Origin of the sequence: Micromonospora sp. LOL_025 (assembly GCF_048060285.1) — a bacterium.
GTDB lineage: Bacteria > Actinomycetota > Actinomycetes > Mycobacteriales > Micromonosporaceae > Micromonospora.
On record NZ_JBHMIR010000018.1, the window covers coordinates 13,054 to 37,958 of the forward strand.

General features: G+C 73.6%; 25 protein-coding genes. 14 read left to right on the forward strand and 11 right to left on the reverse strand.

Annotation, left to right across the window (positions count from 1 at the left end; genetic code table 11):
- The first annotated feature begins 6 nt into the window (after positions 1–6).
- The 6 genes from ACFHW0_RS20955 to ACFHW0_RS20980 are packed head-to-tail and all read left to right on the forward strand — an operon-like array spanning position 7 to position 5,454.
- A complete protein-coding gene (locus ACFHW0_RS20955) occupies positions 7–1,200 on the forward strand; it encodes an ABC transporter substrate-binding protein (protein WP_416610069.1) in 1,194 nt (397 codons plus the stop codon).
- Positions 1,197–2,090 carry a branched-chain amino acid ABC transporter permease gene (locus ACFHW0_RS20960; RefSeq protein WP_416610070.1) on the forward strand — a complete coding sequence of 298 codons (894 nt, stop codon included), beginning with the start codon at positions 1,197–1,199 and terminating at the stop codon, positions 2,088–2,090. The genes ACFHW0_RS20955 and ACFHW0_RS20960 overlap by 4 nt, the downstream gene beginning before the upstream one ends.
- A complete protein-coding gene (locus tag ACFHW0_RS20965) occupies positions 2,087–3,100 on the forward strand; it encodes a branched-chain amino acid ABC transporter permease (RefSeq protein ID WP_416610072.1) in 1,014 nt (337 codons plus the stop codon). Before ACFHW0_RS20960 ends, ACFHW0_RS20965 begins: the two co-directional genes overlap by 4 nt.
- Positions 3,097–3,840: an ABC transporter ATP-binding protein gene (locus ACFHW0_RS20970; protein ID WP_416610075.1), complete on the forward strand. Its 744-nt coding sequence runs from the start codon at positions 3,097–3,099 to the stop codon at positions 3,838–3,840. Before ACFHW0_RS20965 ends, ACFHW0_RS20970 begins: the two co-directional genes overlap by 4 nt.
- A complete protein-coding gene (locus ACFHW0_RS20975) occupies positions 3,840–4,664 on the forward strand; it encodes an ABC transporter ATP-binding protein (protein ID WP_416610077.1) in 825 nt (274 codons plus the stop codon). Before ACFHW0_RS20970 ends, ACFHW0_RS20975 begins: the two co-directional genes overlap by 1 nt.
- Positions 4,645–5,454: a class I SAM-dependent methyltransferase gene (locus ACFHW0_RS20980; protein WP_416610078.1), complete on the forward strand. Its 810-nt coding sequence runs from the start codon at positions 4,645–4,647 to the stop codon at positions 5,452–5,454. The genes ACFHW0_RS20975 and ACFHW0_RS20980 overlap by 20 nt, the downstream gene beginning before the upstream one ends.
- 246 nt (positions 5,455–5,700) lie before the next feature.
- Here the strand turns inward: ACFHW0_RS20980 and ACFHW0_RS20985 are convergent, their stop codons facing one another.
- A complete protein-coding gene (locus tag ACFHW0_RS20985; RefSeq protein WP_416610229.1) occupies positions 5,701–6,468 on the reverse strand; it encodes a helix-turn-helix domain-containing protein in 768 nt (255 codons plus the stop codon).
- 80 nt (positions 6,469–6,548) lie between these two features.
- On the opposite strand from ACFHW0_RS20985, the gene ACFHW0_RS20990 reads away from it, so the two are divergent.
- Positions 6,549–6,938: a nuclear transport factor 2 family protein gene (locus ACFHW0_RS20990; RefSeq protein ID WP_416610080.1), complete on the forward strand. Its 390-nt coding sequence runs from the start codon at positions 6,549–6,551 to the stop codon at positions 6,936–6,938.
- 80 nt (positions 6,939–7,018) lie between these two features.
- On the opposite strand, the gene ACFHW0_RS20995 is transcribed toward ACFHW0_RS20990, so the two are convergent.
- The 7 genes from ACFHW0_RS20995 to ACFHW0_RS21025 are packed head-to-tail and all read right to left on the reverse strand — an operon-like array spanning position 7,019 to position 14,449.
- On the reverse strand, positions 7,019–7,714 hold the full coding sequence (locus ACFHW0_RS20995; protein ID WP_416610082.1) for an N-acetylmannosamine-6-phosphate 2-epimerase: 696 nt from the start codon (positions 7,712–7,714) through the stop codon (positions 7,019–7,021).
- Positions 7,711–8,667, reverse strand: coding sequence for an ROK family protein (locus tag ACFHW0_RS21000; protein ID WP_416610084.1), 957 nt, complete (start codon positions 8,665–8,667; stop codon positions 7,711–7,713). The genes ACFHW0_RS20995 and ACFHW0_RS21000 overlap by 4 nt, the downstream gene beginning before the upstream one ends.
- Positions 8,668–8,669: 2 nt before the next feature.
- Positions 8,670–9,512 carry a carbohydrate ABC transporter permease gene (locus ACFHW0_RS21005; RefSeq protein WP_132239790.1) on the reverse strand — a complete coding sequence of 281 codons (843 nt, stop codon included), beginning with the start codon at positions 9,510–9,512 and terminating at the stop codon, positions 8,670–8,672.
- Entirely contained in the window at positions 9,502–10,449 is a 948-nt protein-coding gene (locus ACFHW0_RS21010) for a carbohydrate ABC transporter permease (protein WP_366644037.1), read from the reverse strand. Before ACFHW0_RS21010 ends, ACFHW0_RS21005 begins: the two co-directional genes overlap by 11 nt.
- A 12-nt stretch (positions 10,450–10,461) precedes the next feature.
- Entirely contained in the window at positions 10,462–11,745 is a 1,284-nt protein-coding gene (locus tag ACFHW0_RS21015) for an ABC transporter substrate-binding protein (protein ID WP_416610087.1), read from the reverse strand.
- 23 nt (positions 11,746–11,768) lie between these two features.
- Positions 11,769–13,364, reverse strand: a complete 1,596-nt coding sequence (locus tag ACFHW0_RS21020; RefSeq protein WP_416610089.1) for an FAD-dependent oxidoreductase — start codon at positions 13,362–13,364, stop codon at positions 11,769–11,771.
- Positions 13,365–13,396: 32 nt separating this feature from the next.
- Positions 13,397–14,449 carry a LacI family DNA-binding transcriptional regulator gene (locus ACFHW0_RS21025; protein ID WP_416610091.1) on the reverse strand — a complete coding sequence of 351 codons (1,053 nt, stop codon included), beginning with the start codon at positions 14,447–14,449 and terminating at the stop codon, positions 13,397–13,399.
- A 499-nt stretch (positions 14,450–14,948) separates the two neighbouring features.
- Between ACFHW0_RS21025 and ACFHW0_RS21030 the strand changes: the two genes are divergently transcribed.
- The 3 genes from ACFHW0_RS21030 to ACFHW0_RS21040 all read left to right on the forward strand — a co-directional run bounded on the left by ACFHW0_RS21030 (position 14,949) and on the right by ACFHW0_RS21040 (position 18,775).
- Entirely contained in the window at positions 14,949–16,307 is a 1,359-nt protein-coding gene (locus ACFHW0_RS21030; protein ID WP_416610093.1) for a hypothetical protein, read from the forward strand.
- Positions 16,308–16,474: 167 nt separating this feature from the next.
- On the forward strand, positions 16,475–17,308 hold the full coding sequence (locus ACFHW0_RS21035) for a DUF72 domain-containing protein (RefSeq protein ID WP_416610231.1): 834 nt from the start codon (positions 16,475–16,477) through the stop codon (positions 17,306–17,308).
- Positions 17,309–17,548: 240 nt separating this feature from the next.
- The gene (locus tag ACFHW0_RS21040; protein WP_416610095.1) at positions 17,549–18,775 is read left to right on the forward strand and encodes a peptidoglycan DD-metalloendopeptidase family protein; all 1,227 of its coding nucleotides are present in this window, start codon (positions 17,549–17,551) and stop codon (positions 18,773–18,775) included.
- 86 nt (positions 18,776–18,861) lie between these two features.
- Here ACFHW0_RS21040 and ACFHW0_RS21045 read toward each other — a convergent pair whose 3' ends face one another.
- Entirely contained in the window at positions 18,862–19,650 is a 789-nt protein-coding gene (locus tag ACFHW0_RS21045; protein ID WP_416610097.1) for a class I SAM-dependent methyltransferase, read from the reverse strand.
- A 45-nt stretch (positions 19,651–19,695) separates the two neighbouring features.
- A complete protein-coding gene (locus ACFHW0_RS21050; protein WP_416610233.1) occupies positions 19,696–20,454 on the reverse strand; it encodes an ElyC/SanA/YdcF family protein in 759 nt (252 codons plus the stop codon).
- Between the two features lie 131 nt (positions 20,455–20,585).
- Between ACFHW0_RS21050 and ACFHW0_RS21055 the strand changes: the two genes are divergently transcribed.
- The 4 genes from ACFHW0_RS21055 to ACFHW0_RS21070 all read left to right on the forward strand — a co-directional run bounded on the left by ACFHW0_RS21055 (position 20,586) and on the right by ACFHW0_RS21070 (position 23,648).
- Positions 20,586–21,746, forward strand: a complete 1,161-nt coding sequence (locus ACFHW0_RS21055) for an epoxide hydrolase family protein (protein ID WP_416610099.1) — start codon at positions 20,586–20,588, stop codon at positions 21,744–21,746.
- Positions 21,747–21,901: 155 nt separating this feature from the next.
- Complete coding sequence (locus ACFHW0_RS21060) at positions 21,902–22,219, forward strand: hypothetical protein (RefSeq protein WP_416610101.1); 318 nt, start codon at positions 21,902–21,904, stop codon at positions 22,217–22,219.
- Between the two features lie 9 nt (positions 22,220–22,228).
- Positions 22,229–22,498: a hypothetical protein gene (locus tag ACFHW0_RS21065; RefSeq protein WP_416610103.1), complete on the forward strand. Its 270-nt coding sequence runs from the start codon at positions 22,229–22,231 to the stop codon at positions 22,496–22,498.
- Between the two features lie 94 nt (positions 22,499–22,592).
- A complete protein-coding gene (locus tag ACFHW0_RS21070) occupies positions 22,593–23,648 on the forward strand; it encodes a hypothetical protein (RefSeq protein WP_416610104.1) in 1,056 nt (351 codons plus the stop codon).
- 45 nt (positions 23,649–23,693) lie between these two features.
- On the opposite strand, the gene ACFHW0_RS21075 is transcribed toward ACFHW0_RS21070, so the two are convergent.
- Positions 23,694–24,851, reverse strand: coding sequence for a citrate/2-methylcitrate synthase (locus ACFHW0_RS21075; protein WP_416610106.1), 1,158 nt, complete (start codon positions 24,849–24,851; stop codon positions 23,694–23,696).
- Positions 24,852–24,905: the final 54 nt, after the last annotated feature.

Below are 24,905 nucleotides of genomic sequence, written 5' to 3' on the forward strand. Positions count from 1 at the left end.
GAAGACATGTCGCTGACCATCCCCCGGCGCAGCCGTGCCCGCACCGCGGCCCTGCTCGCCCTCGTCCTGTTCGCCGCGACCGCCTGTGCCGACGGCGGGCGCGGCGCCGGCGCCGCCGGATCGATCAAGATCGGCCTGCTGGCGTCGCTGTCGGGCACGTACCAGGCGGTCGGCAAGGAGATCCGCGCCGGCTTCGAGCTCTACCTGGCCACCCACGACGGCAAGCTCGGCGGACGGCAGGTGGAACTCGTCGTCGCCGACGAGGGCAACGGCGCCGCGACCGCGGTGCCCGCCGCGACGAAACTGCTCAAGCAGGACCGCGTGGTCGCGCTCACCGGGATCGTCGGCGGTGGCTCCGTGGCCGCGGTCTATCCGCTGCTCAACGAGACCAAGGTGCCGTTCGTCGGCTCGAACGGGCGCCCGGAACTCAAGGACGTGTCCCGGATCTGGCACACCTCGTACCTCTCCGACGAGCCCGGCGAGGCGATCGCCCGCCACGTGCGCGACAACGTCGGGGGCAGCGTCTACGCCATCGGCCCCGACTACCAGGGCGGCTGGGACGAGCTGCGCGGCTTCACCGACGCGTTCGTCAAGGAGGGCGGCAGGCTCGCCAACGCCGACGGCAAGACCACCTTCACCCCGTTCCCGACGACCACCAACTTCACCCCGTACTTCGCCCGGATCAAGGCCTCCGGGGCGGACGCCGTCTACACGTTCTACGCGGGCAGCGCGGCCGTCGACTTCGTCAAGCAGTACGCGCAGTCGGAGATCAGCGACCTGCCGCTCTACGCCGCCGGGTTTCTGACCGAGGGCGGGGTGCTCGACGCCCAGGGCGAGGCCGCCCGCGACGTCTACTCGGTGCTGAACTACTCGCCCGACCTGGACAACGCGGAGAACCGCGCCTTCGTGGCCGCCTGGAAGGCGAAGAACGACGGCTCCCCGACCACGTACGCCATGGCCTCCTACGACGCGGCGGCCGTGCTGGACCGGGCCATCGCGGCGGCGGGGGAGGACCCGACACCGGAGAGCATCAACGCGGCCATCGGCAAGCTGGGCCAGATCGCCAGCCCGCGCGGCACCTGGCAGTTCTCGCCGAGCACGCACGCGCCGGTGCAGAAGTGGTACCTGCGCCAGGTGCGCCAGGACGGCCGGGCGTTGTCCAACACCGTCGTGGGTGACCTCGCCACCGTCGGCGGGTGAGCGCCGTGGCGGGCGGCATGCGGATCGACCCGTACCTGGTCCCGGCCCTGGACGGGGTGGCCTACGGGCTGCTGGTCTTCGTCGCCGCGGCGGGACTGGTGCTCTGCTTCGGCGTCGCCGGCATCCTGAACCTGGCGCACGGCACCCTGTACGCGATCGGCGGGTACACCGCCGCCGCGCTGCTGGACGGCGGTTGGCCGAGCCTGGTGCTGGCGCTGGCCGTCGGGACCGTCGCCGCCACCGCGGCCGGCGCGCTGGTCGCCGGTCTGCTCACCCGGGTCGCCGCGCGCAGTCATCTCACCCAGGCGCTGCTGACCTTCGGGGTGGCGCTGGCCGGGGGCAGCCTGCTCGCGGGGGCGTTCGGGCCGGACGACCCGCCGGTGCGCGTGCCGGCGGCGCTGGACGGGTCGGTGGTCGTGGCCGGGCACCGCTACGCGGCGTACCGGCTGGTCTTCATCGTCGTCGCCGCCGTGCTCGCCGGCCTGCTCCACGTCGCGGTGCGCCGCACCCGGGCCGGGATGCTGGTCCGCGCCTCCGTCGACGACGCCGAGATGGTCGCCGTGCTCGGCGTGAACCCGGCGTGGATCCGCGTCGGCGTGCTCGCCGTCGCCGGGGCGCTGGCCGGCGCCGCGGGCGTGCTCGGCGCGCCGATCATCGGTCCCGGCCCGGACACCGCCGACGCGGTGCTGCTGCTGTCGCTGGTGGTCGTCGTCCTCGGCGGGCTCGGGTCGATGACGGGCACGCTGCTCGCGGCCCTGGCGGTCGGGCAGATCCAGACCCTCGGGGTGGCGCTCGCCCCGTCGGCCGCCCCGTTCCTGCTCTTCGCCGCCATGGCCGCTGTCCTCGCGGTGCGGGCGCGGGGCCTGGCGACGGCCCGGAGGACGACGTGAGGGACGAGGCGGTACGCGCGCTGCGGCGCGGTGTCGCCGCCCTCGTCCTGGCCGGCCTGGTGCTGGCGCCGTGGGCGGTCGACGACTACACCGTGGCGCTGCTGGCCCGTACCCTCGCGCTGGGCCTGGTGGGGGTGAGCGTCGCCCTGCTCACCGGCGTCGCGGGGCTGCCCACCCTGGGGCAGACCGCGCCCTACGCGGCGGGCGCGTACGCCAGCGCGGTCGTCGGCAGCCGGCTCTCCGACGTGGCGGTGGTGCACCTGGTCGTCGCGGCGGCGGCCGGGGCGGCGCTGGCCGCGGCGACCGTCCCGCTCGTGGTGTACGCCCGCGGTGTGATCGTCCTGATGATCACCCTGGCGATCGGCGAGCTGGTGGTGACCGTCGTCGGGCGGTGGCGTTCGGTCACCGGCGGCACCGACGGGCTCGCCGGGGTTCCGCCGGTGCGTCCCCTGTGGGGGTTGCCGGTGCTGGCCACCGACCGGGCGCGCTACCTGTACGCCCTGGCTGTCGTCGCCGTGCTGGTCGGCGCGGTGTTGCTGATCCTGCGCACCCGGGTCGGCCTGCTGCTGCGGGCCGGCCGCGACGACGAGGCGCGGCTGCGGGCCAGCGGCCACCGGGTGCCGGCCCACGTGGCGGCCGTGCACGTGGCCGCGGGGGCGGTCGCGGGCGCCGCGGGCTCGCTGCTGGTGGTCGCCCAGCAGTTCATCTCGCCGGCCGACTTCGGGTTCGACACCTCCGCCCTCCTGCTGCTCGGGGTGGTGGTCGGCGGCGTCGCGTCCGTGGGCGGCGCCCTGGTCGGTGTCGCGATCGTGATCGCCGCCCGGGACTGGCTGTTCGGCGCGCTCCCCGGGTACGCACCCCTGGTGCTGGGGGTGGCGTTCGTCGTCACCGTCTACCTGCTGCCCGGCGACGGGCGCCGGCCTGCCGGCGTGCGGGGCCGGCTGCTGCCGGGACTGCCGGCGGGCTCTCCTGGTGCGGAGCGGCCGGCGCCGACGGGGGCGCGCGCATGACGCCGCTGCTGTCCGCCCGGGGCGTCACGGTCCGCTACGGGTCGCTGCTCGCGCTGGACGGGGTCGACCTGCGGATCGACCACGGGCAGCGGCACGCCCTGATCGGGCCCAACGGCGCCGGCAAGTCCACGTTGCTCGACGTGCTCGGCGGGGCGACCCCGGCGGGCGGCGGCCGGGTGCTGCTCGCCGGCCGGGACGTCACCCGGCTCGACCCGGCCGCCCGGGCCCGGCGGGGCATCGGTCGGATCCACCAGCGTCCCGCAGTCTGGTCCACCCTGACCGCCACCGAGAACGTGGTGGTGGCCGCGCTGCCCCACGCGGTGCGGCCCGGCCGGTGGCGGCCGGGCGCGCGGCGGTGCGCCGCGGAGCGTACGGCGGGCGCGTGGTTGGAGCGGATGGGCCTGCGCGACGTCGGCGCGACTCCCGCCGGTCAGCTCGCCCACGGGCAGCGCCGGCAACTCGAGATCGCCATGGCGCTGGCCGGTCGCCCGCGGCTGCTGCTGCTCGACGAGCCGGCCGCCGGCCTGTCCGTCGTCGAGGTCGGCCGGCTGGTGGAGTTCCTGCGGACCCTGCCGCGCGCCGTCGCGGTGCTGCTGGTCGAGCACCGGCTGGACCTGGTGTACGCGCTCTGCGACCGGGTGACCGTGCTGCGGGACGGCCGGACGGTGGCCACGGGGACGCCGGCCGAGATCCGCGCCTCCGGTCCGGTCCGGCAGGCCTACGCGGAGGGGGTGTCGTGATGCTGCGGACGGAGCGGCTCTGCGCCGGCTACGCCGGCGGGATCGTGCTGCACGAGGTGAGCCTCGACGTTGCGGCCGGCACCGTGCAGGCGGTGGTGGGCCGCAACGGGGCCGGCAAGAGCACCCTCGTGCACGCCGTCGCCGGTCTGGTGCGGCCCTCCGGGGGGCGGATCGAGGTCGACGGCGTGCCGGTCGCCGGCCGGCAGCCGCACCGGATCGCCCGGTGCGGGGTCGGCCTCGTCCCGCAGGGCCGGCGGGTCTTCTCCCGGTTGACCGTGGCCGAGCACCTCGCCCTGGCGGCGGTGCCGTGGCGCGCGGCGACACCCGGGGGCGAGGGGTGGACCGTCGCGCGGATCCTGGAACTGCTGCCCCGGCTGGCGGCCCGGCTGCGCCACCGCGGCGACCAGCTCTCCGGCGGCGAGCAGCAGATGCTGGCGATCGCCCGGGCCCTGCTCGGCCAGCCGAGGGTGCTGCTGCTCGACGAGCCGTGCGAGGGGCTCGCTCCCGGCCTGGCCGCCCGGGTACGCGACCTCGTCGGCACCCTGGCCGGCACCGGGCTGGCCGTGCTCCTCGTCGAGCAGCAGCTCCAGCACGCCGTCGAGATCGCGGACCGGATCGCGGTGCTCGAGTACGGCCGGGTGGTCTACGACCGCCCGGCGGACGAGGCCCGGGCCGAACCGGGCCGGCTGGCGGCGATGCTCAGCGTCGCCGCCGTCGCGGAGCTGCCGGCTCCCCGACCGGTGCCCGGGCACCGGGCCGATCCCGTGCACCTGACCCGACCACCTTCCACAGGGATGAGCGACGATGCCGACAGACATCCGTGACACCGAGTACACCTTCGACAACGCCTCCCCGGAGGCGGTGCCCCAGCTGCGGGCGCTGGAGTCCTTCCTGGATCCGATCACGGCGGCCCGGATCGGCGCCCCGGTGCTCGCCCCGGGCGGGGTGTGCTGGGAGATCGGCGCCGGCGGGGGCTCGGTCGCCCGGAGCATGGCCGAGGCGGTCGGCCCGGCGGGGCGCGTGCTGGCGACCGACATCGACGTCGCCCGCCTCGTCCCCGCGGCCAACCTCGACGTCCGTCGGCACGACGTGCGCAACGAGCCGCCGCCCGGCGACGCCTTCGACCTCATCCACGCCCGGCTGGTGCTGCTCCACCTGCCGGAGCGGCGGCGCGTGCTGGCCTCGCTGACCGGCGCGCTGGCCCCGGGCGGATGGCTGGTGGTCGAGGAGTTCGACTGCACCGTCCCGCTGCGCGTGCTGACCGCGCCGAGCGACGACGCGGCGAAGCTCTTCGCCCACGTGACGGACGCGATGCTCGGCGTCCTGCAGAGCAACGGCGCGGACCTGGCCTGGGCGCAGGACGTGCACGGGCACCTCGCGTCGGCGGGACTGGTCGAGGTCGACACGGTCACCCACTCGCGGAGCTGGCCCGGCGGCTCGCTCGGCGCCTCGCTGTACGAGACGAACTCCCGGCAGCTGGAGCCGGAGCTGATTGAGGCGGGGGTGTCCCCGGGGCAGCTGGAGGCGTTCCGCCGGCTCCTGCGCGACCCCGGGTTCGTCGTGATGTCGTACCAGTTCGTGTCGACCCGGGGACGGCGTCCGGCCCGACGGTGAGGCCGGCCGCCTCGCCCGCGCCACCGTCGGCCGCACCGACCGGCCGGCGGGGCGTTCGGCTCGCCGTGCCGCGCACGTACGAACTGGACGGCGGCGCGCGTGGAGGGGCCACCAAGCCCAAGGTGCGGGCGGTGCCGGGTCGCTGCCGGTCTGCTGCCCGAACCCGTCTCCTGATCGCGGTGCGGATCGTCAGAAGCGGGCGCTGTCCGAGCTGCCAGCGCGCACGTCGGACGGCATGACGGTGCGCTACCCCGTGAAGTAGGCGGCGCTCTGCGGGTCTGCCGGGTAGTAGGACTCGATCGCGATTTCGTCGATCGTGATGTCCATCGGGGTGCCGAAGGTGGTGATGGTCGAGAACAGCCGCAGCTCTCGTCCGCCGATCCGGAGGATCATCGGGATCACCACGTCACCGTCGACCCGTTGGCCCGTCGGCTCTCCGGGCAGAGGGTTCAGCAGTTCGTCGTAGAGTGCGGTGAGTTCCGCGTCGGGAGCGGTGGCGAGCTGGCGCGAGATCCGGTTGCGGAACACCGCACGCACGTCTGCCAGGTTGACGACCAGGGGAGCGAGCCCGCGCGGGTCCAGGCCCAGGCGAACGAGGTTCACCGGTGGCCGCAACAGGTCGGGAGCGACTTGAGCGAAGAACGGGTCGACCGCGCGGTTCGTCATCACGATGTTCCACCGGCGGTCGAAGACCAGCGCCGGATACGGCTCGTGCGCCCGGAGCACCCTGCGGACGGCTTCGAGGGCAGCCGACAGAGCGGTGCCGTCGAGCGGACGCTCCGCGTACCGGGGGGCGAAGCCGGCGGCGAGCAACAGCCGATTGCGATCACGCAGCGGCACATGGAGCTGATTGGCGAGCCGGAGGATCATGTCCGCGCTCGGCCTGGACTTGCCAGTCTCGATCAGACTGACGTGACGAGCCGAGACATCCGCGGCGATCGCCAGGTGGAGCTGGCTGAGCCCTCGGCGCTGCCGCCACTGCCGCAGGAGTTCCCCGACCGTAGACACGATCATGAGCGTACTCATCGTTGCGCCGGGCGCCATGAAGTGCGAGTTCATCGACAACCGAACGGGCCGGGGGAACACTTGCGGCCATGACCAGGGAGAACAAGAGCATCGTCCGACATGCGCTGGCGGGGCTGATCGAGACGGGCGACGTCGATACGCTCGCCTCATCCCTCAGCGGCGAGTTCATCCACCACCGGCCGGATTCGACGACCTCGACCAGGACGGAATGGCTCGCCGCCGTCCGCGCCGCGCTGGGCCCGACCGCCGGAATGCAGGTCGAAATCCTTCACCTGCTGGCCGACGGCGACCACGTCGTGGTGCACTCGCGACGCAGGCTGCCCGACGCGGGACCGGAGATCGTGGTCGTCGACGTCCTGCGTATCGCCGACGGCCTCATCGCAGAGGCATGGGAAATCATCGAACCGGTGGCCCACACCGCCGCCAATGGGCGGTGGTGGGAGTCTGCCCATCGTTGACCGGGGGTGTTTGGCCACGACAACTCCTGATCAGGTCAGCTGGTGCGACGACCGTGGAACCTGAGCCCGCTCCGGCGGAGTCAGGGGAGTCGGGCCCCCGCCGGGGTGGCCGGCACCAGGCGACGGGTGATCCACAGCGGCGAGGTGACCGCGTTGCCCATCACCACCGAGTGGGCGCCCGCCGCGAACGCCTGCGCGATCTGTTCGGCGCTGCGGTAGCGGCCCTCGGCGATCACCGGCACGGCCAGCGCGCCGACGAGCCGGGCCAGCAGCGTCAGGTCCGGTCCGTCGGTCGGCGGGCTGGCCGGGGTGTAGCCGGCGAGGGTGGTCGCGACGGCGTCCGCACCGGCCCGCACGGCGGCCACGCCCTCCTCGACGGTGGAGACGTCGGCGAGGACCAGCGCGTCGGTCCGTTCCCGGACCGCCCGGACGGTGTCGGAGAAGCTGCGCCCGTCCGGACGGGGACGGTCGGTGGCGTCGACGGCGACGATGTGCGCGCCGGCCGCGGCGACGTCGAGCGCGTGCGCCGCGGTGGGAGTGATGAACACCCCGTCGACGCCCTGCTTGTGCAACCCGATGACTGGCACGTCGACGGCGGCGCGGATCGCCCGGACGTCGGCGGTGCCGTTGGCCCGGACGGCCACCGCGCCGCCCCGTACCACCGCCGCGGCCACCCGGGCCTGGACGTACGGGTCGCGCATCGGGTCGTCGGGATCGTCGAGCACCGGCTGGCAGGAGACCACGAGGCCGCCGGCCAGCTCGTCGAACACACTCACGCTCTCGTCCTCTCGTCGGTGACCACGGCGGGGCTGTCGCCCGTCTGCCGGCCGTGGCCCGGGTGGTGGCCCGCCAGCCGTGCGGCGCCCACGACGACCGCGTCGGCGCCGAGCGCCGCGGGGAGCAGGGTCACGTCCGCCCAGGCCACGGGCAGTTCGGCGGTGAAGGCGGCGCGGACGCCGGGGAGCAGGGCGTCGGCCGCCCCGCCCGCGAGCACCACCGCCTGCGGGTCGAGCAGGGCGACCAGCCCCGCGAGCGCCCGGCCGAGGGCCGTGGCGGCACGGTCCACCACCTCCCGTGCGGTCGGTTCGCCGGCCGCCGCCCGCTCGGCCACGGCCCGTCCGGTGATCCGCAGGCCGGTCCCGAGGGCGTACGCGGCGGACAGCCCCGTGCCCGAGGCGACGCCCTCCAGGTGCCCGTACCGGCCGCAGCCGCAGCGCAACCGTTCGGCGCCGGGAGCCGGGAGGTGCCCGACCTCGCCGGCCCCGCCCCGGGCGCCCGTGACGATCCGGCCGTGTTGGAGCATCGCGCCGCCCAGGCCCGTGCCGACCGCGACCAGCAGCAGGTCCCGCCGGTCCCGGCCCGCGCCGACCCAGCTCTCGCCGAGCGCGGCGGCGTTCACGTCGTTGGTGACCCGGACCGGTCGGGCCAGCCGCTCGGCCAACTCGTCGGCGACCGGCGTGCCGGACCAGCCGGGCAGGCTGTCGGTGGCGTACCGGATGGTGCCGGTGGCCGGATCGACCGTGCCGGCGGTGCCCACGCCGACCGGGCCGGCGCCGCCCGGATCGAGCAGTTCCCGGGCGAGCCGCGCGGCGGTGTCCAGCACGGCGGCCGGCCCCGACCCGGCAGGGGTGGGCGCCAGGCGACGCCCGAGCACCGCCCCGTCGGGTCCGACCAGCGCCGCCGCCGTCTTGGTGCCGCCGATGTCGAGGCCCACCAGGGGCGCCGGCACCGTCATCCCTTGAGCCCGGTGTGCGCCAGGCCCTCGACGAACTGCTTCTGCGCGATGACGAAGACCACCAGGACCGGCAGCGCGGTCATCGACGCCGCGGCGAGCTGGACGTTCCACATCGGGCCGCCGTAGGCGTCGACGAACTGGGTGAGCGCCTGCGGCAGGGTGAACTTCTCCGGCGAGGAGAGGAACACGATCGGTTCCAGGTAGAGGTTCCAGCTGTGCAGGAAGGTGAAGATGGCGACCGCGCCCAGCGCGGGCCGGGACAGCGGCAGGGCGATCTTCCAGAAGGTGGCGAACCGACCCAGCCCGTCCACCCGGGCCGCCTCCTCCAGTTCGCCGGGGAGGCTGATGAAGAACTGCCGCATGATGAAGGTCGCCAGCACGCTCGGCGCGCCGAGGATCGGCACGAGGATCAGCGGCCAGTGGGTGTCGACCAGGCCCAGCTTGAAGAACATCTGGAACAGCGGCACGATCGTCACCTCGCTCGGGATGAGCAGGCCGGCGAGGATCACCAGGAAGAGCACGTTCTGGCCCCGGAAGCGGATCCGGGCGAAGGCGTACCCGGCCAGCGCCGCCACCGCCAGGGTGCCGACGGTGACCACCAGCGCGATGTAGAGGCTGTTCAGGTACTGCTGGCCGAACGGCTGCAACTCGAACACCCGCCGGTACGCGTCCAGCTCGGCGTCGACCGGCAGCAGTTTCGGCGGGAAGGCGAAGATGTCCGCCACCGGCTTCAGCGACGAGGTGACCATCCACCAGGTCGGGAAGACGAACGGGACCGCCAGGACCATCAGCACCCCGTAGAGCACCAGCTTGGTCCGGCGCGACAGCTCACGACTCATGGTGGACCCACCTCTTACGCATCTGCCACTGGAGCACGGTGAGCGCGAGCACGATGACGAACAGGACGATCGACAGGGTGGCGCCGTAACCGAAGTGGTGGAACTGGAACGCCTGCTGGTACAGGTAGTAGACGAGCACCGTGGTGGAGGTGCCGGGGCCGCCCTGGGTGAGCACCGCGATCTGCGCGAAGACCTGCAACGAACCGACCACCGTGATGATCGACGTGAGCAGGATGGTCGGGCTGATCATCGGTACGGTGATCCGCCAGAACTGGCGCAGCCGGCTCGCCCCGTCCACCTCGGCGGCCTCGTACAGCTCGGCCGGCACGCCCTGGAGAGCGGCCAGGAAGAGCACCATGTTGAGGCCGACGTTCTTGAACACCTGCACCACGACGACCGAGAACATGGCGGTGCCCTCACCGCGCAGCCAGTTCGGCCCGTCCACGCCGACCGTGTCGAGCAGACCGTTCACGCCGCCGTTGTCCTGTAGCAGGAACCCCCACACGATGGTCCAGGCGACCAGCGAGACGACCACGGGGGAGAAGAACAGGGTGCGGAACACGATCGTCCCGCGCAGCTTCTGGTTGAGCAGTACGGCGAGCAGCAGGGCCAGGCCGAGGTTGAACACCACCAGCCCGACCGAGAAGAGGCCGGTGGCCCGCAGCACCGAGCCGAGGTTGGTGTCGTCGGCGAGGTTCGCGTAGTTCTCGGTGCCGACGAACTCGAACGTGCCGGCCAGCACGTTCCACTCGTGCAGGCTGTACCAGACCACCAGGATCAGCGGCAGGATCACGAAGACGGCGCTGCCGAGCAGTTGGGGGGCGATGAACAGGTAACCGGTGAGCTGGTCGCGGCGGCGGCTGGTCCAGTACGGCCGCGACCGGTCCCGGGTGGGCGGGGCCTCGACCCCGCCCACCGTCGTGTCCGTCTGGGACATGGTCAGGCTGCCCTACTTCGCCAGCAGCGGCTGGATCTTGGTGCAGACACCGTCGAGGACGGCCTTGACGTCCGCGTCGGCCTTCCAGAGCGGGTCGAGCCCGGCGCGCACCTGCTGGCTGAGCTCGGCCTGCCCGGCGTGACTGGGCTTGACCACGCCGTTGGTGATGCCGTCGATGACGACCTTCTGCAACTGCTCGGGCTTGAGCGTCGGGTTCGACTTGGCCAGCGTCTCCGCGGTGAGCTGCGACTGGCGCGGCGGCGGGAAGAACTGGGCCAGCTTGGCCGAGTTGGTGGGGTTCGTCAGGAAGGCGAGGAAGCCCGCCGCCGCGTCCGCGTTCTTGCTCTTCTTCATCACGCCGACGCCGGCCTGACCGACCACGGAGTAGCTCCCCTTCGGCCCGGCCGGCAGTGGCACCAGGTCCCAGCCGAAGCCGTCCGGCTTCAGCAGCGAGGCGCGGGAGATCTGGGTGACGGTCATGGCGGCGTCACCGGCGAAGAAGTCGGCGGTCGTACCCGGGCCGGGCAGCGCCTTGCCGGTGAAGATCGCCTTGTGCAGGGTGGTCATCGCCTCGACCATCTCCGGGGCGGCGAAGCCGCAGGACTTGCCGTCCTCGCTCCACGCCTGGGCGCCCCAACCCGTCCACACGGTCGACAGGTTGTCCCAGCCCTTGTAGTCGAAGTCGCGGATCACCAGGCCGGCCTTGCCGGTCACGCCGGCGGTGGCGCCGGCGACGGTCAGCGCGGTGTCCCAGTTCCACTGCCCGGCCGCGATCAGCTCGGCCGGGGTCTTCTGCCCGGCCTTCTTGAGCAGGTCGGTGTTGACGAAGACCCCGAACGGCGAGGTGGAGAACGGGTACGCGTACAGCTTGCCCCCGTTCTGCCAGAGCTTGAGCGTGGCGGGGGAGATGTCCTCGTACTGGTAGCCCTCGGTCTTCTTGAGCTTGTCGTCCAGCGGCAGCAGTGCGCCGGAGGCGACGAAGTCGGGGGCCGAGTTCTCGAACACCCAGGCCAGGTCGGGCGCGTTGCCGCCGGCGATCTGCGTGGTCAGCGTCGTGGTGTAGTTCTCGAACGGCAGCGGGTCGAACGTGATCGCCGCGACGTCCGGGTTGGTCTTGCGGTACTCGTCGGCGATCTCGTTGAAGAGCTTGAGGTGCGCCTCGTTGGCGGACCAGACGGTCATCCGCAGACTGGCCGGACCCTTGTTCTCGGCCTCGTCACCGCCACCGCAGGCGGTCAGCGCGAGGACACCGGCCAGTGTCGCCGCGACACCGCGCACAGCCTTTCCCAATCTCATGATCTTCTCCTAAACGGGGGTGTTCAGTAGCCCGCGATCTGAGGCCAGCGCGATTCCACGCCGGCCGCCGAGAGGCGGTCCTGGAAGTCGGCCAGCAGGCGGGGGGTGCCGCGGACCGCGCGCGGGGACTCGCCCCGCGCCAGACAGAAGTCGGCGAGCAGGCCGGCGACCTCGCCGACGTTCCACTCGACCGGGTGCAGCCGGTAGCTGCCGTTGGTGATGTGGGTGGTGCCGATGTTCTTGCCGGCCGGGAGCAGGTTCTCGACCCGCTGCGGGATCAGCGCGCCCAGCGGGATCTCGAACGGGCACGACCCGACGTCGATGTAGTTGTCGCCACCGGTGGAGGGGTGCAGGTCGATGCGGTACATGCCGACGCCGATCGAGTCCGGGTAGGCGACCGCGCCGTGCTCGCCGCGCACGGCCAGCGACAGGTCCTGCTCGACCACCGTGTACTCGGCCCGGATCCGGCGCGACTCCCGGATGTAGGGCGCCTGCGCCAGGCCGTCACGGCTGCCGGTCACGTCGCCGCGCAGGCGCAGGCCCGGGAAGCCGGTCCCGCCGTCCGGCCGGGGCGCCTCGGTCTGCATCCAGTAGAGCACCGAGTACGACAGCTCGCGGGCCTTGCTCAGGTGCCACGACGCGTTCGGCACGTCGATGACCGGACCCTCGAAGTAGTCGATCATCGGCCAGTTCACCAGCGTGATGTCGCTGTCGTACGCGCCGTCGGTGAAGTTGCGCCGGGCGGCGATGCGCCGGAACGTCCAGAGGTTGCCGTCGCCGGGGTTGAGCCGCTGGTCGGCGTTGACGGCCAGCGGGTCGTCGTCCGGGTTGGGGGTGAAGCTGCGCTCGACGATCTCCAGGGTGCGCGGGTGCGGCGAGCGCCAGGACAGCAGCCGGTCGCCCCAGAAGTCGGGCTTGTAGTCGCGCCAGAAGTCGTAGTTGGCCGGCCGCTCGATGGTGTGGTCGCCGTCGACCTGGTCGAGGGCGAAGCAGACGGAGACGGCCTGCATGTTCATCGGCTGCGCCTCGGCCGGCGCGCTGGGCTCGCCGGTGTCGGCCTGGGACTCGAAGCCGGTGACGTACTCGGTGCCGGTCAACGGCAGCAGCTCGCCGGTCTCCGTCGCGTCGAGGATGTACGGCGCGACGAGGTCGATCCGCTCGTCGCGGTCGCGGTGCGCGACGGTCACGCCGACCACCCGGTCCCCGTCGGTCTCCGCGGCGACCGGCCGGTACGGCTGGAGCACCCTCAGCCGGCCGGAGCCGAGGAACGGCGCCAGCATCTGCTCGATGACGGCGACGGCCACCCGGGGCTCGTGGCAGACCCGGCTCACCCAGCCGGCTCCCGGGTTGAGGTCGGTCCAGGCCCGCGACCGCTCGGTGAGCGGGTAGTGCCGGCGGTAGTAGTCGCGGATCCCGGTGCGCAGGGCCCGGTAGCTCGCGGTGGCTCCGAACTGTTCGATCCAGGAGTGCTCGTCCGGCGGGACGGCCTGGCTGGTGAGCTGTCCGCCGAGCCAGTCGAACTCCTCGGTCAGGATGACCGACCGGCCGGCCCGGGCCGCGGCGAGCGCCGCCGCCACCCCGCCCAGCCCGCCCCCGACGACGAGGACGTCCGCACGCATCTGTACCACTTGCTTCCTTCCGGGTTGCACGGTCACCGCTCAGCTGCGGTGGACCGCCGATCAGGGGTGCCGAGGGTGTCGCCCTCGACGAGTTCGCAGGGCAGGAGCCGCTGCTGGACGCCGACGGCGCTGCCGTCGATGACGCTGGCGAGCACCTCGACCGACTGCCGGCCCATCTCCTCGCGGGGGATGCGGAATCCGGTGAACGCCAGGTCGGTGGGGACCGGGACCGTCGGGTCGCCGAGCGTCAGGATCGACAGGTCGCCGGGCACGCTCAGGCCGCGCCGCCGGCTGGCCAGTTCCAGCGCCACGGCGGTGGCGAAGTCCTCGACGAAGGCCACCGTGGTGCGGTCGGCCAGCAGGTCGTCGAGGATGGCCTCGGCGTCCTGGGCGACGGTCGTGAGGTGGCGGGCGCTCTCCGCGGCCGTCGCGGCGGCGACGAACCCGCGCCGCCGGTCCGCCGAGGACTCCGCGCTCAGGTCCGTGTTCAGGTAGGCCAGGCGCCGGTGGCCGTGGGCGAGGGCCAGGACGACCAGTTCGCCCACCGCCGCCGCGTAGTCGGCGCCGACGTACGGCACCGGGCCGCCGGCGTCGTCGCGGCGCCCGACGGCGACGTACGGGAAGCCGTCGCGGTTGAGCCGGTGCAGCTCCGCGGCGTCGATCTCCCGCCCGAGCAGGATGCAGCCGTCGGCGAGGCGGAGCCGGTTGTCCTGGTGGAAGATGCGTCGCCGCCCGTCCACCACCGGGGCGCTGGTGAACAGCAGCAGGTCGCAGCCGGCCCGCTCCGCGTACTCCTCGATGCCCAGCAGGAAGGGGTGGAAGAAGTCGCGGCTGCCGCTGGGGAAGGCGGGCTCGTAGGTGAAGACGCCGATGATCCGGTTGAACCGTGCGGCGAGCCGGCGGGCCACGGGATCGGCGGCGTACCCGGTCTCGGCGATGGTCCGCAGCACGCGGTCGCGGGTCTCGGGCGCGATGCGCACATCGGCGTCGGCCCGGTTGTTGAGCACCAGCGACACGGTCGCCTGACTGACGCCGGCCAGCCGCGCGATGTCACGCTGAGTGACGCGTCGGGGTGTAGAGGGCACAACAGGTCCTTCCGGTGCGGCTAATGCGTATTAGCGCTCGGCGTTGGGGAGGAGCCTGGCGGGCCGACCGGGTTTGTGTCAAGGGGTGGGCGCAGAGATTTCTTCGGGATGAAGTCCCTGGAGTAATGCGGATTAGCTCCGGTCGATCGGCGCGGCCCACAGGGGTGGGTGGCTCCCGTCGGGGCCGGCCGGCCGTCCCGCCGGGGCCGGCAGCCGACCTCTTGACAAGACTCGTCCGGGTCGAGCAACATGCGAGAAGGATAGATGGTAATACGTATTAGCAATCGACCTGGGCGGCCCGCCCACCCTCGTGGTGGCCAGCCGTCTCACGCAGCGTGACTTCGCGCCGCCCTGCGGCGGCGCGCTGCGCGACGTCCACAGTCGTCACCGGTGGGGACCCGTCCCCGCCCCTGAGCTTTCCGCCGACGGCCCCGTGCGCCGGCAGCCCGTACGGGGCGGCCGGGGATCCCCACCACCCACCGACAGGGCAGGAACAGCGATGACGAGAGCACCCGTCCGAGTGTCCGGTCGCGCCGCCGTGGCGGCAGCCGGCGCGGGCATGCTGGCGACCGCGCTGGCCGGTGCGGCTCCGGCCGCCGCCGACCCGGCCCCCGACTTCCCGCGCTTCACCTACGCGGGCACCGCGTTCGACAAGAGCGCCCTGACCTACAACCCGACCAACGAGTTCATCTTCCCGAGCGTCATCCGGGCCGCCGACTACTTCCCCAACCCGCTGGGCACCTACTACCTGTACTACGCGCCCCACGAGCGGCCCGGCGGGATCGCCCTGGCGTACGCGGACTCGATCAACGGTCCGTGGACCGAGTACCGGGCCAACCCGCTGGTCGGCAACACCTGGCTGCCCCACTACTCCACGGTCAGCCACATCTCCTCCCCGCACGCGGTCTGGGTCGAGGGGGAGCGCAAGTTGTTCCTCTACTTCCACGGCGAGAACTCGATCACCCGGTACGCCACGTCCGAGGACGGCATCCACTTCGACTACGGCGGGACGGCGGTCAGCCGCGACGACAGCACCGGCGGGGAGACCTCCTACGCCCGGGTGTTCGAGCACGCCGTGCCGCGGCTGGGCAGCCGGTACCTGATGCTCTTCATGGACAACCCGACCGCCGCGCCGCCCGGGCCGACCGGGCCGGTGTCCCGGCGGATTCGCTGGGCGGTCTCCCCGGACGCGCGGACCTGGACGATCCAGCCCGACCCGATCGTCACCCCGCAGGGCGTCCAGGGCCCGAACGCCTCGGGCCCGTTCTTCCTGCGCTGGAACGGCCACAACCTGGTGATCTTCCACGCGGCCGACGGCAACATGCACGCCGTGGACGTCGGCGACGACTTCGACCGGGAGGTCCACCTCGGCGTCGTGCACGACTCGATGGTCGCCGCGCCGGACCTGGGGCGCTCGGCCGCGCCGACGTTCTACTTCGACGGGCGCACCGCGCACATGTACTACGAGGCCGGCGGGCGGCTGACCGCGACGATCGGCCACGCCGTCGCCACCCTGGACCAGCCGGTGCCCACCCGGGAGGTGGACTGCGTGGTGGACCGGCCGGTGCTGTGGCCGCCGAACCACCAGATGGTCGACGTCACCGTGACGGCGGACCTGCGCGACGGGGTCCTCGGCCCGTACGCGCTCAACCTGACGGCGGTGACCGGCGGCGACGCCGCGGACGTCAGCGGCTTCACCGTCGGCACCCCGGACACCAGCGGCCGGCTGCGGGCGGAACGCGACGGCGCCGGTGGGGACAGGGTCTACACCCTGACGTACGCGGGTCACGACGAGATCGGGCGCCCGGTCGGCTGCACCGTGACGGTCACCGTGCCGCACGACCGGGGCCGCGACTGACCGGACCGGGACACCCGGGCGCCGGCCGTACCGCGCGGGTACGGCCGGCGCCCGCGCCTGGGCTCGCCCCCGTCGGCGCGGCCGGATACCGTACCCGCGGCGCGGGTCAACCCGGGCGCGCCGCCGAGCGGTGGGAGGATCCGATGCGCCTGCACGTGGGGTGCGCCATGTGGACGCACAGGTCCTGGCAGGGGCGCTACCTGGCGCACCCGCTGCCGGCCCACGAGCGGCTGCGCGCGTACGCCGGCTGGTGCACGGCGGTCGAGGGCAACACCACCTTCTACGCCACCCCCAGCCGGGAGACGGTCGCGTCCTGGGCGGGGCAGACCGACCCGGACTTCCGGTTCGTGCCCAAGCTGCCGAAGGTCGTCACGCACGAGCGCCGGCTCGCCGGCGCCGACGAGGAACTCCGGGCCTTCCTGGACGCCGTCGAACCCCTCGGTCCACGGGCCCACGCCCTCTGGATCCAGCTGCCGGGCTCGTTCGGCCCCGCCGACGTACCCACGCTGGCCCGCTTCCTGCGCGGGCTGCCCGCCGCCCACCGGCACGCCGTGGAGGTACGTCACCCCGCGTTCTTCGCCGACCCCCGGGCGGCGCGGACGCTGGAGGAGGCGCTCGCCACCGTCGGCGCGGAGTGGATCCCCTTCGACACGACCGCGTTCTTCCGCACCCCGCCGACCAGCGACGCGGAACGCGAGGCGTGGACCAGGAAGCCGCGCACGCCGCTACGCACCCGCGCGCTGACCGACCGGCCGATCGTCCGGTACCTCGGCCGGGACGACCCCGCCCGCACGGTCGAGGGCTGGCAGCCGTGGCTCGACGTGGTGACCGGCTGGCTGCGCGAGGGACGGTCGCCGACGGTGTTCGTGCACACCCCGGACAACGCCGACGCGCCCGAGCTCGCCCGCCGGTTCCACGACGAGGTGCGGGCGCGCCTGCCCGAGGTCGAGCCGCTGCCGGAGCCGGAGCCGGAGCCGGTCGGGCCGTCGACGCTGTTCTGAACGGACCCGCCCGCCCGCCACGCAGACTTCCGCGACGAGATCGAGCGGCGCGCCCCGGGCCTTACCGCACTGACCGGCGTCCCGGATCCGGCCGGGTCCCCGCCCGCCGACCGTGGGACTTCACCTCACGTCGCCGAAACATACCTTCATTGCCGGCGGGTCAACATGTAGACAATCTTCCTCGTTCTGTCTATCGTCAGCACCATTTAGCGATGTCCTTCGATTTGAAAGAGGTCGTCAATGGTGCACATCAGACGATGGGCAGGCATCGCCACAGCCCTGCTGGCGGCGGAACTCCTGGTCGCGGGCACCGCCGCGCACGCCGCGCCCACCTCGGACCCGCTCCGCGTGAGCGTCGAGGACGCCGTCACCGCCAAGCTTCGCGCGCAGGTCCGCACCACGGAGGCGGAGCACGCCGACAGCCACGCGGCGGAGCACGCTGACAGCCCCGCGGCGGAACACGCCGAGAGCTCCGAGACCCGCGTGACCGTCACCCGCAAGAACGGCCAGTGGGCCTTCGGCACCGCCGTCGCCGTCACCTCCCACGAGAAGGACGTCCACCCGACCGGCGCGATCTTCATCGCCCGTGCGGAGGCCGGCACGTGGCGGGTGAACTTCGACGGCGAGGCAGGGTTCAGCGAGCTGGCCGCCGAGTCGCCCCTGGTGAACAAGCAGGAGAAGGCGGTCTTCACGCGTACGCCGAGCACCATGCAGGCGGGCGGCGACTACCGGACCGGGATGGCCCTGCCCTTCGCGGTGGGCCAGACCTGGACGCTGACCGGCGGCCCGCACGGCTGGGGCGGCTCCGAGACGCCGTACAGCTCGATCGACCTGGCCGGCGGCGACCAGGTGGTCCGCGCGGCGCGGGCCGGCACGGCGTACACGATGTGCACGGGATGGATCCGGGTGATCCACGACCGGGGCTACTCCACCGACTACTACCACCTGTGGAGCAGCATCTCGGTCAACGGCGCCGCCGTCGGCCAGGGCGCGTACCTGGGCTACACGGGCACCGACGTCACCTGCGGCGGGGCGGCCTCCGGCCGGCACGTCCACTTCGGGCTGCGGCAGAACAGCGCCTACGTCTCCATGGGCGGGCACGGCCTCGGCAAGTGGGAGTTCGTCAACGGCGCCGGCCCCTACCAGGGCGGCGCGCGGCACGGCTCGGCCTGGATCGGCGCCGGCGGCGCCATCTACAACTACGGGGCACTGGGCTTCAACCAGGCGGTGGTCGACGCCAACGGTGGGGGCTCGGTGAACAAGCGGTCCGGGCCCGGCACCGGCTACGCCGTGCGGGGATCGGTCGGCGACGGCGCCACCGTCACCGTCTCCTGCTCCGCCAACGGCACCTCCCACACCGGGCGGTACGGCACCACCGCGCTGTGGAACCGGCTGAGCGACGGCACCTGGATCTCCGACGCCTACCTGGCGAGCGGGGTGAACGGCCCGATCAACGGCTGGTGCTGACCGGCACCCGACCGTAGCGTCGACGCAGGGGCCCCGCCATGTCGGCGGGGCCCCTGCGCTTCGTGGGCGGCCGGGCGTCGGGCGGGTCAGCCGGGCAGGCCGAACTGGAGCGAGACGTGGACCCGCTCGGTGACCGCCTCCCGCCCGCCGAGGGCGTCGCGGACCTCGGCGGTGAACGCGGCCCGCTCCGGTGGCGAGGGCAGCAGGTGGGTTGACATCGCGGAGAAGACGCCGCCGACCATGTCGTGCACGGTGAGCGGCGCGGCGTACTCCACCGACGACTCCACCACGCGGTAGCCGGCGGCGGCGAGGGCGTCCCGGTTGCGCCGGCGGCCGGCGGCGTCGGTCTGGCACGTCGCGGTGACGGGGTGCCCGAGCAGCCCCTCCAGGCATCCGCGCAGGGCCTGGGACCACTCGGCGTCCTGCGACCAGAGCGGGTCGCCGTTGGTGATCACGACGATCCCGCCGCCGGGGCGCAGCAGCGGCCGGGCGGCCCGGAACAGCGCCTCGCGGTCCATGAAGTGGATCGCGACGGCGACGGACAGGGCGCCGACCGCCCCGTCACCCAGCAGCCGGCCCAGGACGGGCAGGTCGGTGTCCGCGCCGAGCAGCCATGCGGCGTTGGTCGCTCCCGCGTCGAGGGCGGCCCGGCGGGCCAACGCCAGCATGTCCGGCTCCGGATCCACGCCGACGACCGCGCCCACGCGGGCGGCGAGCGGCAGGCTCAGCTGACCGGTGCCGCAGCCGAGGTCGACGACCGTGTCGCCGTCGTCGAGACCGAAGGCCCCGACGACGGCGTCGATCACCTCCGGGGGGTACCCGCGCCGGTGTCTCGCGTAGTACGTGGCCACCTCGCCGCTGAAGCCCGTTCCCATGCCCCCAGCCTCCGGCCCTACGGACCGGAAGGCGAGCGATTCTGCTCAGGGCAGCGCGACCCGGGCCGCCGACGGACCGTCGGGCCGTCGCACCGTCGGGCCGTCCGGCTCGGCCGGGGCCCCGACGAGGAGGGACCCATGGCGACTCCACAGCCACCGCAGGTACTGCTGGAGTTCCCCGAGGGTGCTCACCTGGCCCTCGTCCATGTAGGTGAGGATCCGTTTCACCTCCCCCGGCAGGAGGTCGTAGGCGGTGGCCCCGGTCTCCGGGACGGGCGTGTCGGGGGAGACGGCCACGGGGACGGGGATGACGGGCAGGCGGAGGTTCTTCCTGTCCAGTGCCTTGAGGACCGTGAGGTAGGCGCGAGGCAGGTGGTAGGGGGAGACGGCGAGCGCGAGGCTCGCGATGCCGAGGCCCTGCGCCTGCTCGGCGATCCAGGCGGCCTGCCGGCCGGTGTGGGGGGCGGGTCCGGCCTGGAGGCGGACCCCCTCGCAGTGACGGAGGCCGAGGCCGCGCAGGTGGTCGAGCGTGAGTTCGAGGTAGGTCTCCTCGGCCGGGTTCCCGTTAGTCACCAGGAGGTGACGCAGGCCGGGGTTCGCCTCCCAGCTGCGGATCGCGTGGCGGAGCCGCCACTGTTCGCCCTGGCCGGTGGCCACGACGAGGGCGTCGACGTGCTGGGCGGCCGACGGGGGCAGCGTCAGGATCGCCGTGAGGGCCTTCACCACGTCCAGGAACTGGCCGGCGGTGAGGCCGGCGAGCTCCTCCGCCCCGACGATCCGAGGGATTCCTCCGTGGGGGTTCACCGCGTGCTCCGCCCTCGTACGCATCGGACGACGATACTGCGCGGCAGAGCGCACGGCGGAAGGTGCGCGCCCCCGCGTACGCCGTCAAGGATGTGAGTCTCGCGCGTGCCGTGACCCTGGAGGGCGCTGGGATGAAGCCGTTCCGCATCGAGATACCGCAGGCCGACATCGACGACCTGCGCCGACGACTGGCCGACACCCGGTGGCCGCACGAGCCGGGCGCGGACGGCTGGGAACGCGGCGTGCCGCAGTCCTACCTGCGGGAGCTGGCCGACTACTGGGGCAGCGGGTACGACTGGCGGGCGGCCGAGGCGCGGCTGAACGAGTTCCCCCAGTTCGTCACGGAGATCGACGGCGCCACGGTGCACTTCCTGCACGTGCGGTCCCCGGAGCCGGACGCGACGCCGCTCGTCCTCACCCACGGCTGGCCGGGAAGCTTCCTGGAGTACGTCGACCTCGTCGGGCCGCTGACCGATCCGCGCGCCCACGGGGGTGACCCCGCGGACGCCCTCCACGTGGTGGTCCCGTCCCTTCCCGGGTACGGCTTCTCCGGTCCGCTCACCGGGACCGGCTGGGGCGTGCCGCGCATCGCCGGGGCGTGGGCCGAGCTGATGAACCGGCTCGGTTACGACCGCTACGTGGCGCAGGGCACCGACTTCGGCTCCTGGGTGACGGTCGCGCTCGCGGCGATGGACGTACCGCACGCGATCGGGGCGCACGTCAACTTCCTGATCACGCCGCCCCCCGGCGACCCGCGCGAGCTGGGCGCGCTCGACGAGGACACCGGCCGGCGGCTCGCCCGGCTGGCCCGCTTCGTCGACGACGAGTCCGGCTACATGAAGATCCAGGCCACCCGCCCGGTGACGCTCTCGTACGCCCTGACCGACTCCCCGGTCGGGCAGCTCGCGTGGATCGTGGAGAAGTTCAAGGAGTGGACCGACTCCGGCAAGAGCCCGGAGGACGCCGTGGACCGGGACCGCCTGCTCACCAACGTGTCGCTCTACTGGTTCACCCGTACCGCGGGCTCCTCCGCCCAGCTCTACCACGAGACGGCGGACATGCTCCCGGTCAGCGCCGCGCCGCGACAGCAGCCCCCGGTGCCGGTGCCGCTCGGGGTGGCGGTCTTCCCGCACGACCCCTCGCAACCCGTCCGGGCCTGGGCCGACCAGGCCTTCCCGAACATCGTGCAGTGGACCGAGCACGACCGCGGGGGGCACTTCCCGGGGCTGGAGCAGCCGGGGCTCCTCGTCGACGACATCCGCCGGTTCGCCCGGACCCTCGGCGGGGCCTGAGCCCGCCCGAGGGCGGTCCTCGGCGGGGTCGGTGCGCCCGGTGCCCGGGTTGGTGCCGCCGCCTGCCGGCGGCATCCACCTCCCGCGTCGGCAGCCGTCGAAGGTGGAGAAGTCGTCGACCCCTCGGCGGGCCGGCGAGCTGGCAGGATGGGGTGATGCGGGACGACGACACGTGGCGTCGCGCGCCGGTCGTGTGCTGTCTGCTCCTGTCGCTCGCGGCGTGCACGTCCACACCGGAGCCGACCGAGGACTCCCGGCCCGCGACGCGGGCCGCCGGGAGCGGCAGCGGGGTGCCGGCCGCGACACCCGGCGGTCCGGGCGAGGTGGCGTGCGCGTACGCGATCGACACCCTGCCGGAGCCGCCGGCCGGCTACCGGATCGTCCTGGGGGACGTCGCGGTGCCCGAATCGCCTGTCCTACCGGTGGCGGAGTCGGGGCACGCCGACCCTGCCCTGAGGCTGTTCGCCAAGTGAGGGCTCCTGGTGCGCTCCGGCGCGGTGGTCGACATCCAGGTGGCGCCGGGACCGGAGGGCGAGGCCCGCATCGGTTGGGGCGGTGCGGTCGCGCCCACGGCGGGCGTACGGGTGGACGCCTGCGGTCCCGGCACGGGTCGGCCGCAGTGGCTGGCCTTCGCCGGCGGGACCTGGGTCGCGCGGCCGGCCTGCGTGCCGATGGTGCTTCGCTCGGCCGGGCGGCAGGCGCAGGTGCGGCTGGGCGTGGGGGCGCCGTGCGGCGGCGTGGACGGTCAGTAGCCCGGAACGAGGGCCGAACCGCCCCTACCGGTAACAATGGGAAGTATCGACCGGCACCAGTTTCCTCAGCGCCCGGCCGGTGGTTGTACGAGACGTGACGGCAGCCTCGTACTCCATCATGGCGGTCCCGGCGTCGACGCAGCCCGCGTGGCGGATCAGGTGGGCGCAGCGCGAGAACCACCGGCGGCGGCGCGCGTACGGCGCGCGGTCCGCGGCCTGGCAGCGGCACCACGACCACCTGGTCCGGCTGCGGATCGAGGCGGCCGGGTTCCTCGGCTGTACGCAGCCGCGTGCCGGCCTGCCGGTGGCCCTCGACGACGACGAGGTCGTCTACCGGGTGCTGCCGGTCGCGGACCTGATCGAGGTGGACGCGCGGCACGGCACCGGGCTGCCCGCGCCGGGCCTGACCGTCGCCACCGACGACGTCGCCGGCCGCGCGCTGCCGAGGGGCGCGCGGGTCCTCGACACGGGACTGGCCGTCGTGACCAGCCACCGCGTCGCCTTCTCCTCGGAGCGCGGGCGGCGGCACGAGTGGAGGTACGCGGACCTGCTGGGGCCCGCGCACCACCCCGCGCTCCCGCTCACCCTGCTGCACGCCACCGACGGGCGGCGGCTCGCCGGGCTGCGGGTGCCCGCCGCCGGGACCGTGAACTTCCGCTTCTACCTCACGCTCGCCTTCGCCGCCGCCACCGGTGAACGGGCCGCCGTCACCGCGCAGCTCGAGGCGCTCCTGGCCGCGCACCGGCGCGCGCGGCCGGTGCCACCGCCGCCGGTCCGCCCGGACCAGGCCCCGTCGAGCGGGCTGCGTGCCGGACCCCGCGCGGCCCTCGCCGCCGCCGTCGTCGCGGTGGCGTTCGTGACGCTGGCCGCAGCCGGCACGGCCGCACCGGAGCGGGGCGGCCGGCCGTACCGCGCGGAGACCCCTCGGGGCGTCACCCCCGCCGTGACGTCGGACCTTCTCGGTGCGAACGTCCCCGCCGCCGCGACGCCGGATCTTCGCGGGGCGACCGTGCCGGCCGTCCCCGGCGGGCCGGTAACGCGGATGACGGGCGCGGCGCCGTCGGGGGCCGTGGCGTTGCTGCCACCGGTGCGGCGGCTGGCCTGCCCGTGCGGCGGGCCCGGCGGCGGGGCCGCGCCCGCGACCGGATGACCTCGTCGCGCCGGCCGTGCGACGCGTACGAGAATCGGACCGGGGCTAGCCCAGCGACGGTGCGGCCACGGTCGGCAGCGGTTGGGGCGCGCTGGCGCCGACGTAGCGCGAGTCCGGCCGGATGATCTTCGAGTCCTCGGCCTGTTCCAGCACGTTGGCGCACCATCCGATCACCCGGCTGGTGGCGAACGTCGGCGTGAACATCTCCCTGGGCAGCCCGCACAGGTGCATGACCACGCCGGCGTAGTACTCCACGTTGGTGTGCAGTTCCCGGCCCGGCTTCAGTTCCGCCAGCAGCGACAGGACCCGCTCCTCGACGGCCACGGCGAAGTCCACCAGATCGCCGCCGAGGGACCGGGCGATCCCCTTGAGCAGGCGTGAGCGGGGGTCCTCGGTGCGGTAGACGGGGTGCCCGAAGCCCATGATCCGCTCGCCCTTGAGGATCCGCTCGCGCAGCCAGGCGTCGGCCCGGTCGAGGGAGCCGATGGCGTCGAGGGTGTCGAGGGCCCGGCTGGGCGCGCCGCCGTGCAGCGGCCCGGAGAGCGCGCCGAGGGCGCCGCCGACGCAGGCGTAGATGTCGGCCCCGGTGGAGGCGACGACGCGGGCGGTGAAGGTGGAGGCGTTGAATCCGTGGTCGACGGTCGCGATCAGGTAGCGCTCGATCGCGCGGGCGTGCGCGGCGGACGGCTCCTCGCCGGTGATCATGTACAGGTAGTTCGCCGCGTGCGACAGGTCGTCGCGCGACTCGACCGGCTCCAGCCCCGCCCGCAGCCGGAACAGCGCGCCCAGCAGGCTGGGCGTGAGCGCGCAGAGCGCCATGGCCTGCGCCCGGCGCTGCGCCGGCGAGGTGTCGTACAGCGGGCGGGCCCCGGCGGCGAGGCCGGCGACGGCCAGCGCGGCGCGTAACCCGCCCATCGGGTCCGGCGACGTCGACGCCGCGGCGATGTCGGGCAGCGCGGCGGCGACGGCGGGCGGGATGTGGCGCAGCGGCGCGATCTCGCGGCGCAGTGCCGTGGGATCGGCGGGCAGGCGACCGTCGAGGAGCAGCGCCCAGACGTCCTCCAGGGTGCGCTGCTCGGCCAGGTCGATCGCGGAGTACTGCCGGTAGTGGTAGAAGCCCTCGGCGCCGCGGACGCGGCCGATCGTGGTGTCGGTGACCACGACGCCGGCGAGCCCGCGCGGAACGGTGATGGTGTCAGGCATGCGGGCAGCGTCACGCCGTCGAGCGGGCACAGTCAACGTTGATACAGTCAATGT

What these genes read in the sequence shown, in the direction of transcription:
- ACFHW0_RS20955 (WP_416610069.1), top strand. Translation starts at nt 7, where the DNA reads ATGTCGCTGACCATCCCCCGGCGCAGCCGTGCCCGCACCGCGGCCCTG.
- ACFHW0_RS20970 (WP_416610075.1), top strand. Translation starts at nt 3,097, where the DNA reads ATGACGCCGCTGCTGTCCGCCCGGGGCGTCACGGTCCGCTACGGGTCG.
- ACFHW0_RS20975 (WP_416610077.1), top strand. Translation starts at nt 3,840, where the DNA reads ATGCTGCGGACGGAGCGGCTCTGCGCCGGCTACGCCGGCGGGATCGTG.
- ACFHW0_RS20980 (WP_416610078.1), top strand. Translation starts at nt 4,645, where the DNA reads ATGCCGACAGACATCCGTGACACCGAGTACACCTTCGACAACGCCTCC.
- ACFHW0_RS20985 (WP_416610229.1), bottom strand. Translation starts at nt 6,468, where the DNA reads ATGATCGTGTCTACGGTCGGGGAACTCCTGCGGCAGTGGCGGCAGCGC.
- ACFHW0_RS20990 (WP_416610080.1), top strand. Translation starts at nt 6,549, where the DNA reads ATGACCAGGGAGAACAAGAGCATCGTCCGACATGCGCTGGCGGGGCTG.
- ACFHW0_RS21005 (WP_132239790.1), bottom strand. Translation starts at nt 9,512, where the DNA reads ATGAGTCGTGAGCTGTCGCGCCGGACCAAGCTGGTGCTCTACGGGGTG.
- ACFHW0_RS21010 (WP_366644037.1), bottom strand. Translation starts at nt 10,449, where the DNA reads ATGTCCCAGACGGACACGACGGTGGGCGGGGTCGAGGCCCCGCCCACC.
- ACFHW0_RS21015 (WP_416610087.1), bottom strand. Translation starts at nt 11,745, where the DNA reads ATGAGATTGGGAAAGGCTGTGCGCGGTGTCGCGGCGACACTGGCCGGT.
- ACFHW0_RS21020 (WP_416610089.1), bottom strand. Translation starts at nt 13,364, where the DNA reads ATGCGTGCGGACGTCCTCGTCGTCGGGGGCGGGCTGGGCGGGGTGGCG.
- ACFHW0_RS21030 (WP_416610093.1), top strand. Translation starts at nt 14,949, where the DNA reads ATGACGAGAGCACCCGTCCGAGTGTCCGGTCGCGCCGCCGTGGCGGCA.
- ACFHW0_RS21035 (WP_416610231.1), top strand. Translation starts at nt 16,475, where the DNA reads ATGTGGACGCACAGGTCCTGGCAGGGGCGCTACCTGGCGCACCCGCTG.
- ACFHW0_RS21040 (WP_416610095.1), top strand. Translation starts at nt 17,549, where the DNA reads ATGGTGCACATCAGACGATGGGCAGGCATCGCCACAGCCCTGCTGGCG.
- ACFHW0_RS21045 (WP_416610097.1), bottom strand. Translation starts at nt 19,650, where the DNA reads ATGGGAACGGGCTTCAGCGGCGAGGTGGCCACGTACTACGCGAGACAC.
- ACFHW0_RS21055 (WP_416610099.1), top strand. Translation starts at nt 20,586, where the DNA reads ATGAAGCCGTTCCGCATCGAGATACCGCAGGCCGACATCGACGACCTG.
- ACFHW0_RS21060 (WP_416610101.1), top strand. Translation starts at nt 21,902, where the DNA reads ATGCGGGACGACGACACGTGGCGTCGCGCGCCGGTCGTGTGCTGTCTG.
- ACFHW0_RS21075 (WP_416610106.1), bottom strand. Translation starts at nt 24,851, where the DNA reads ATGCCTGACACCATCACCGTTCCGCGCGGGCTCGCCGGCGTCGTGGTC.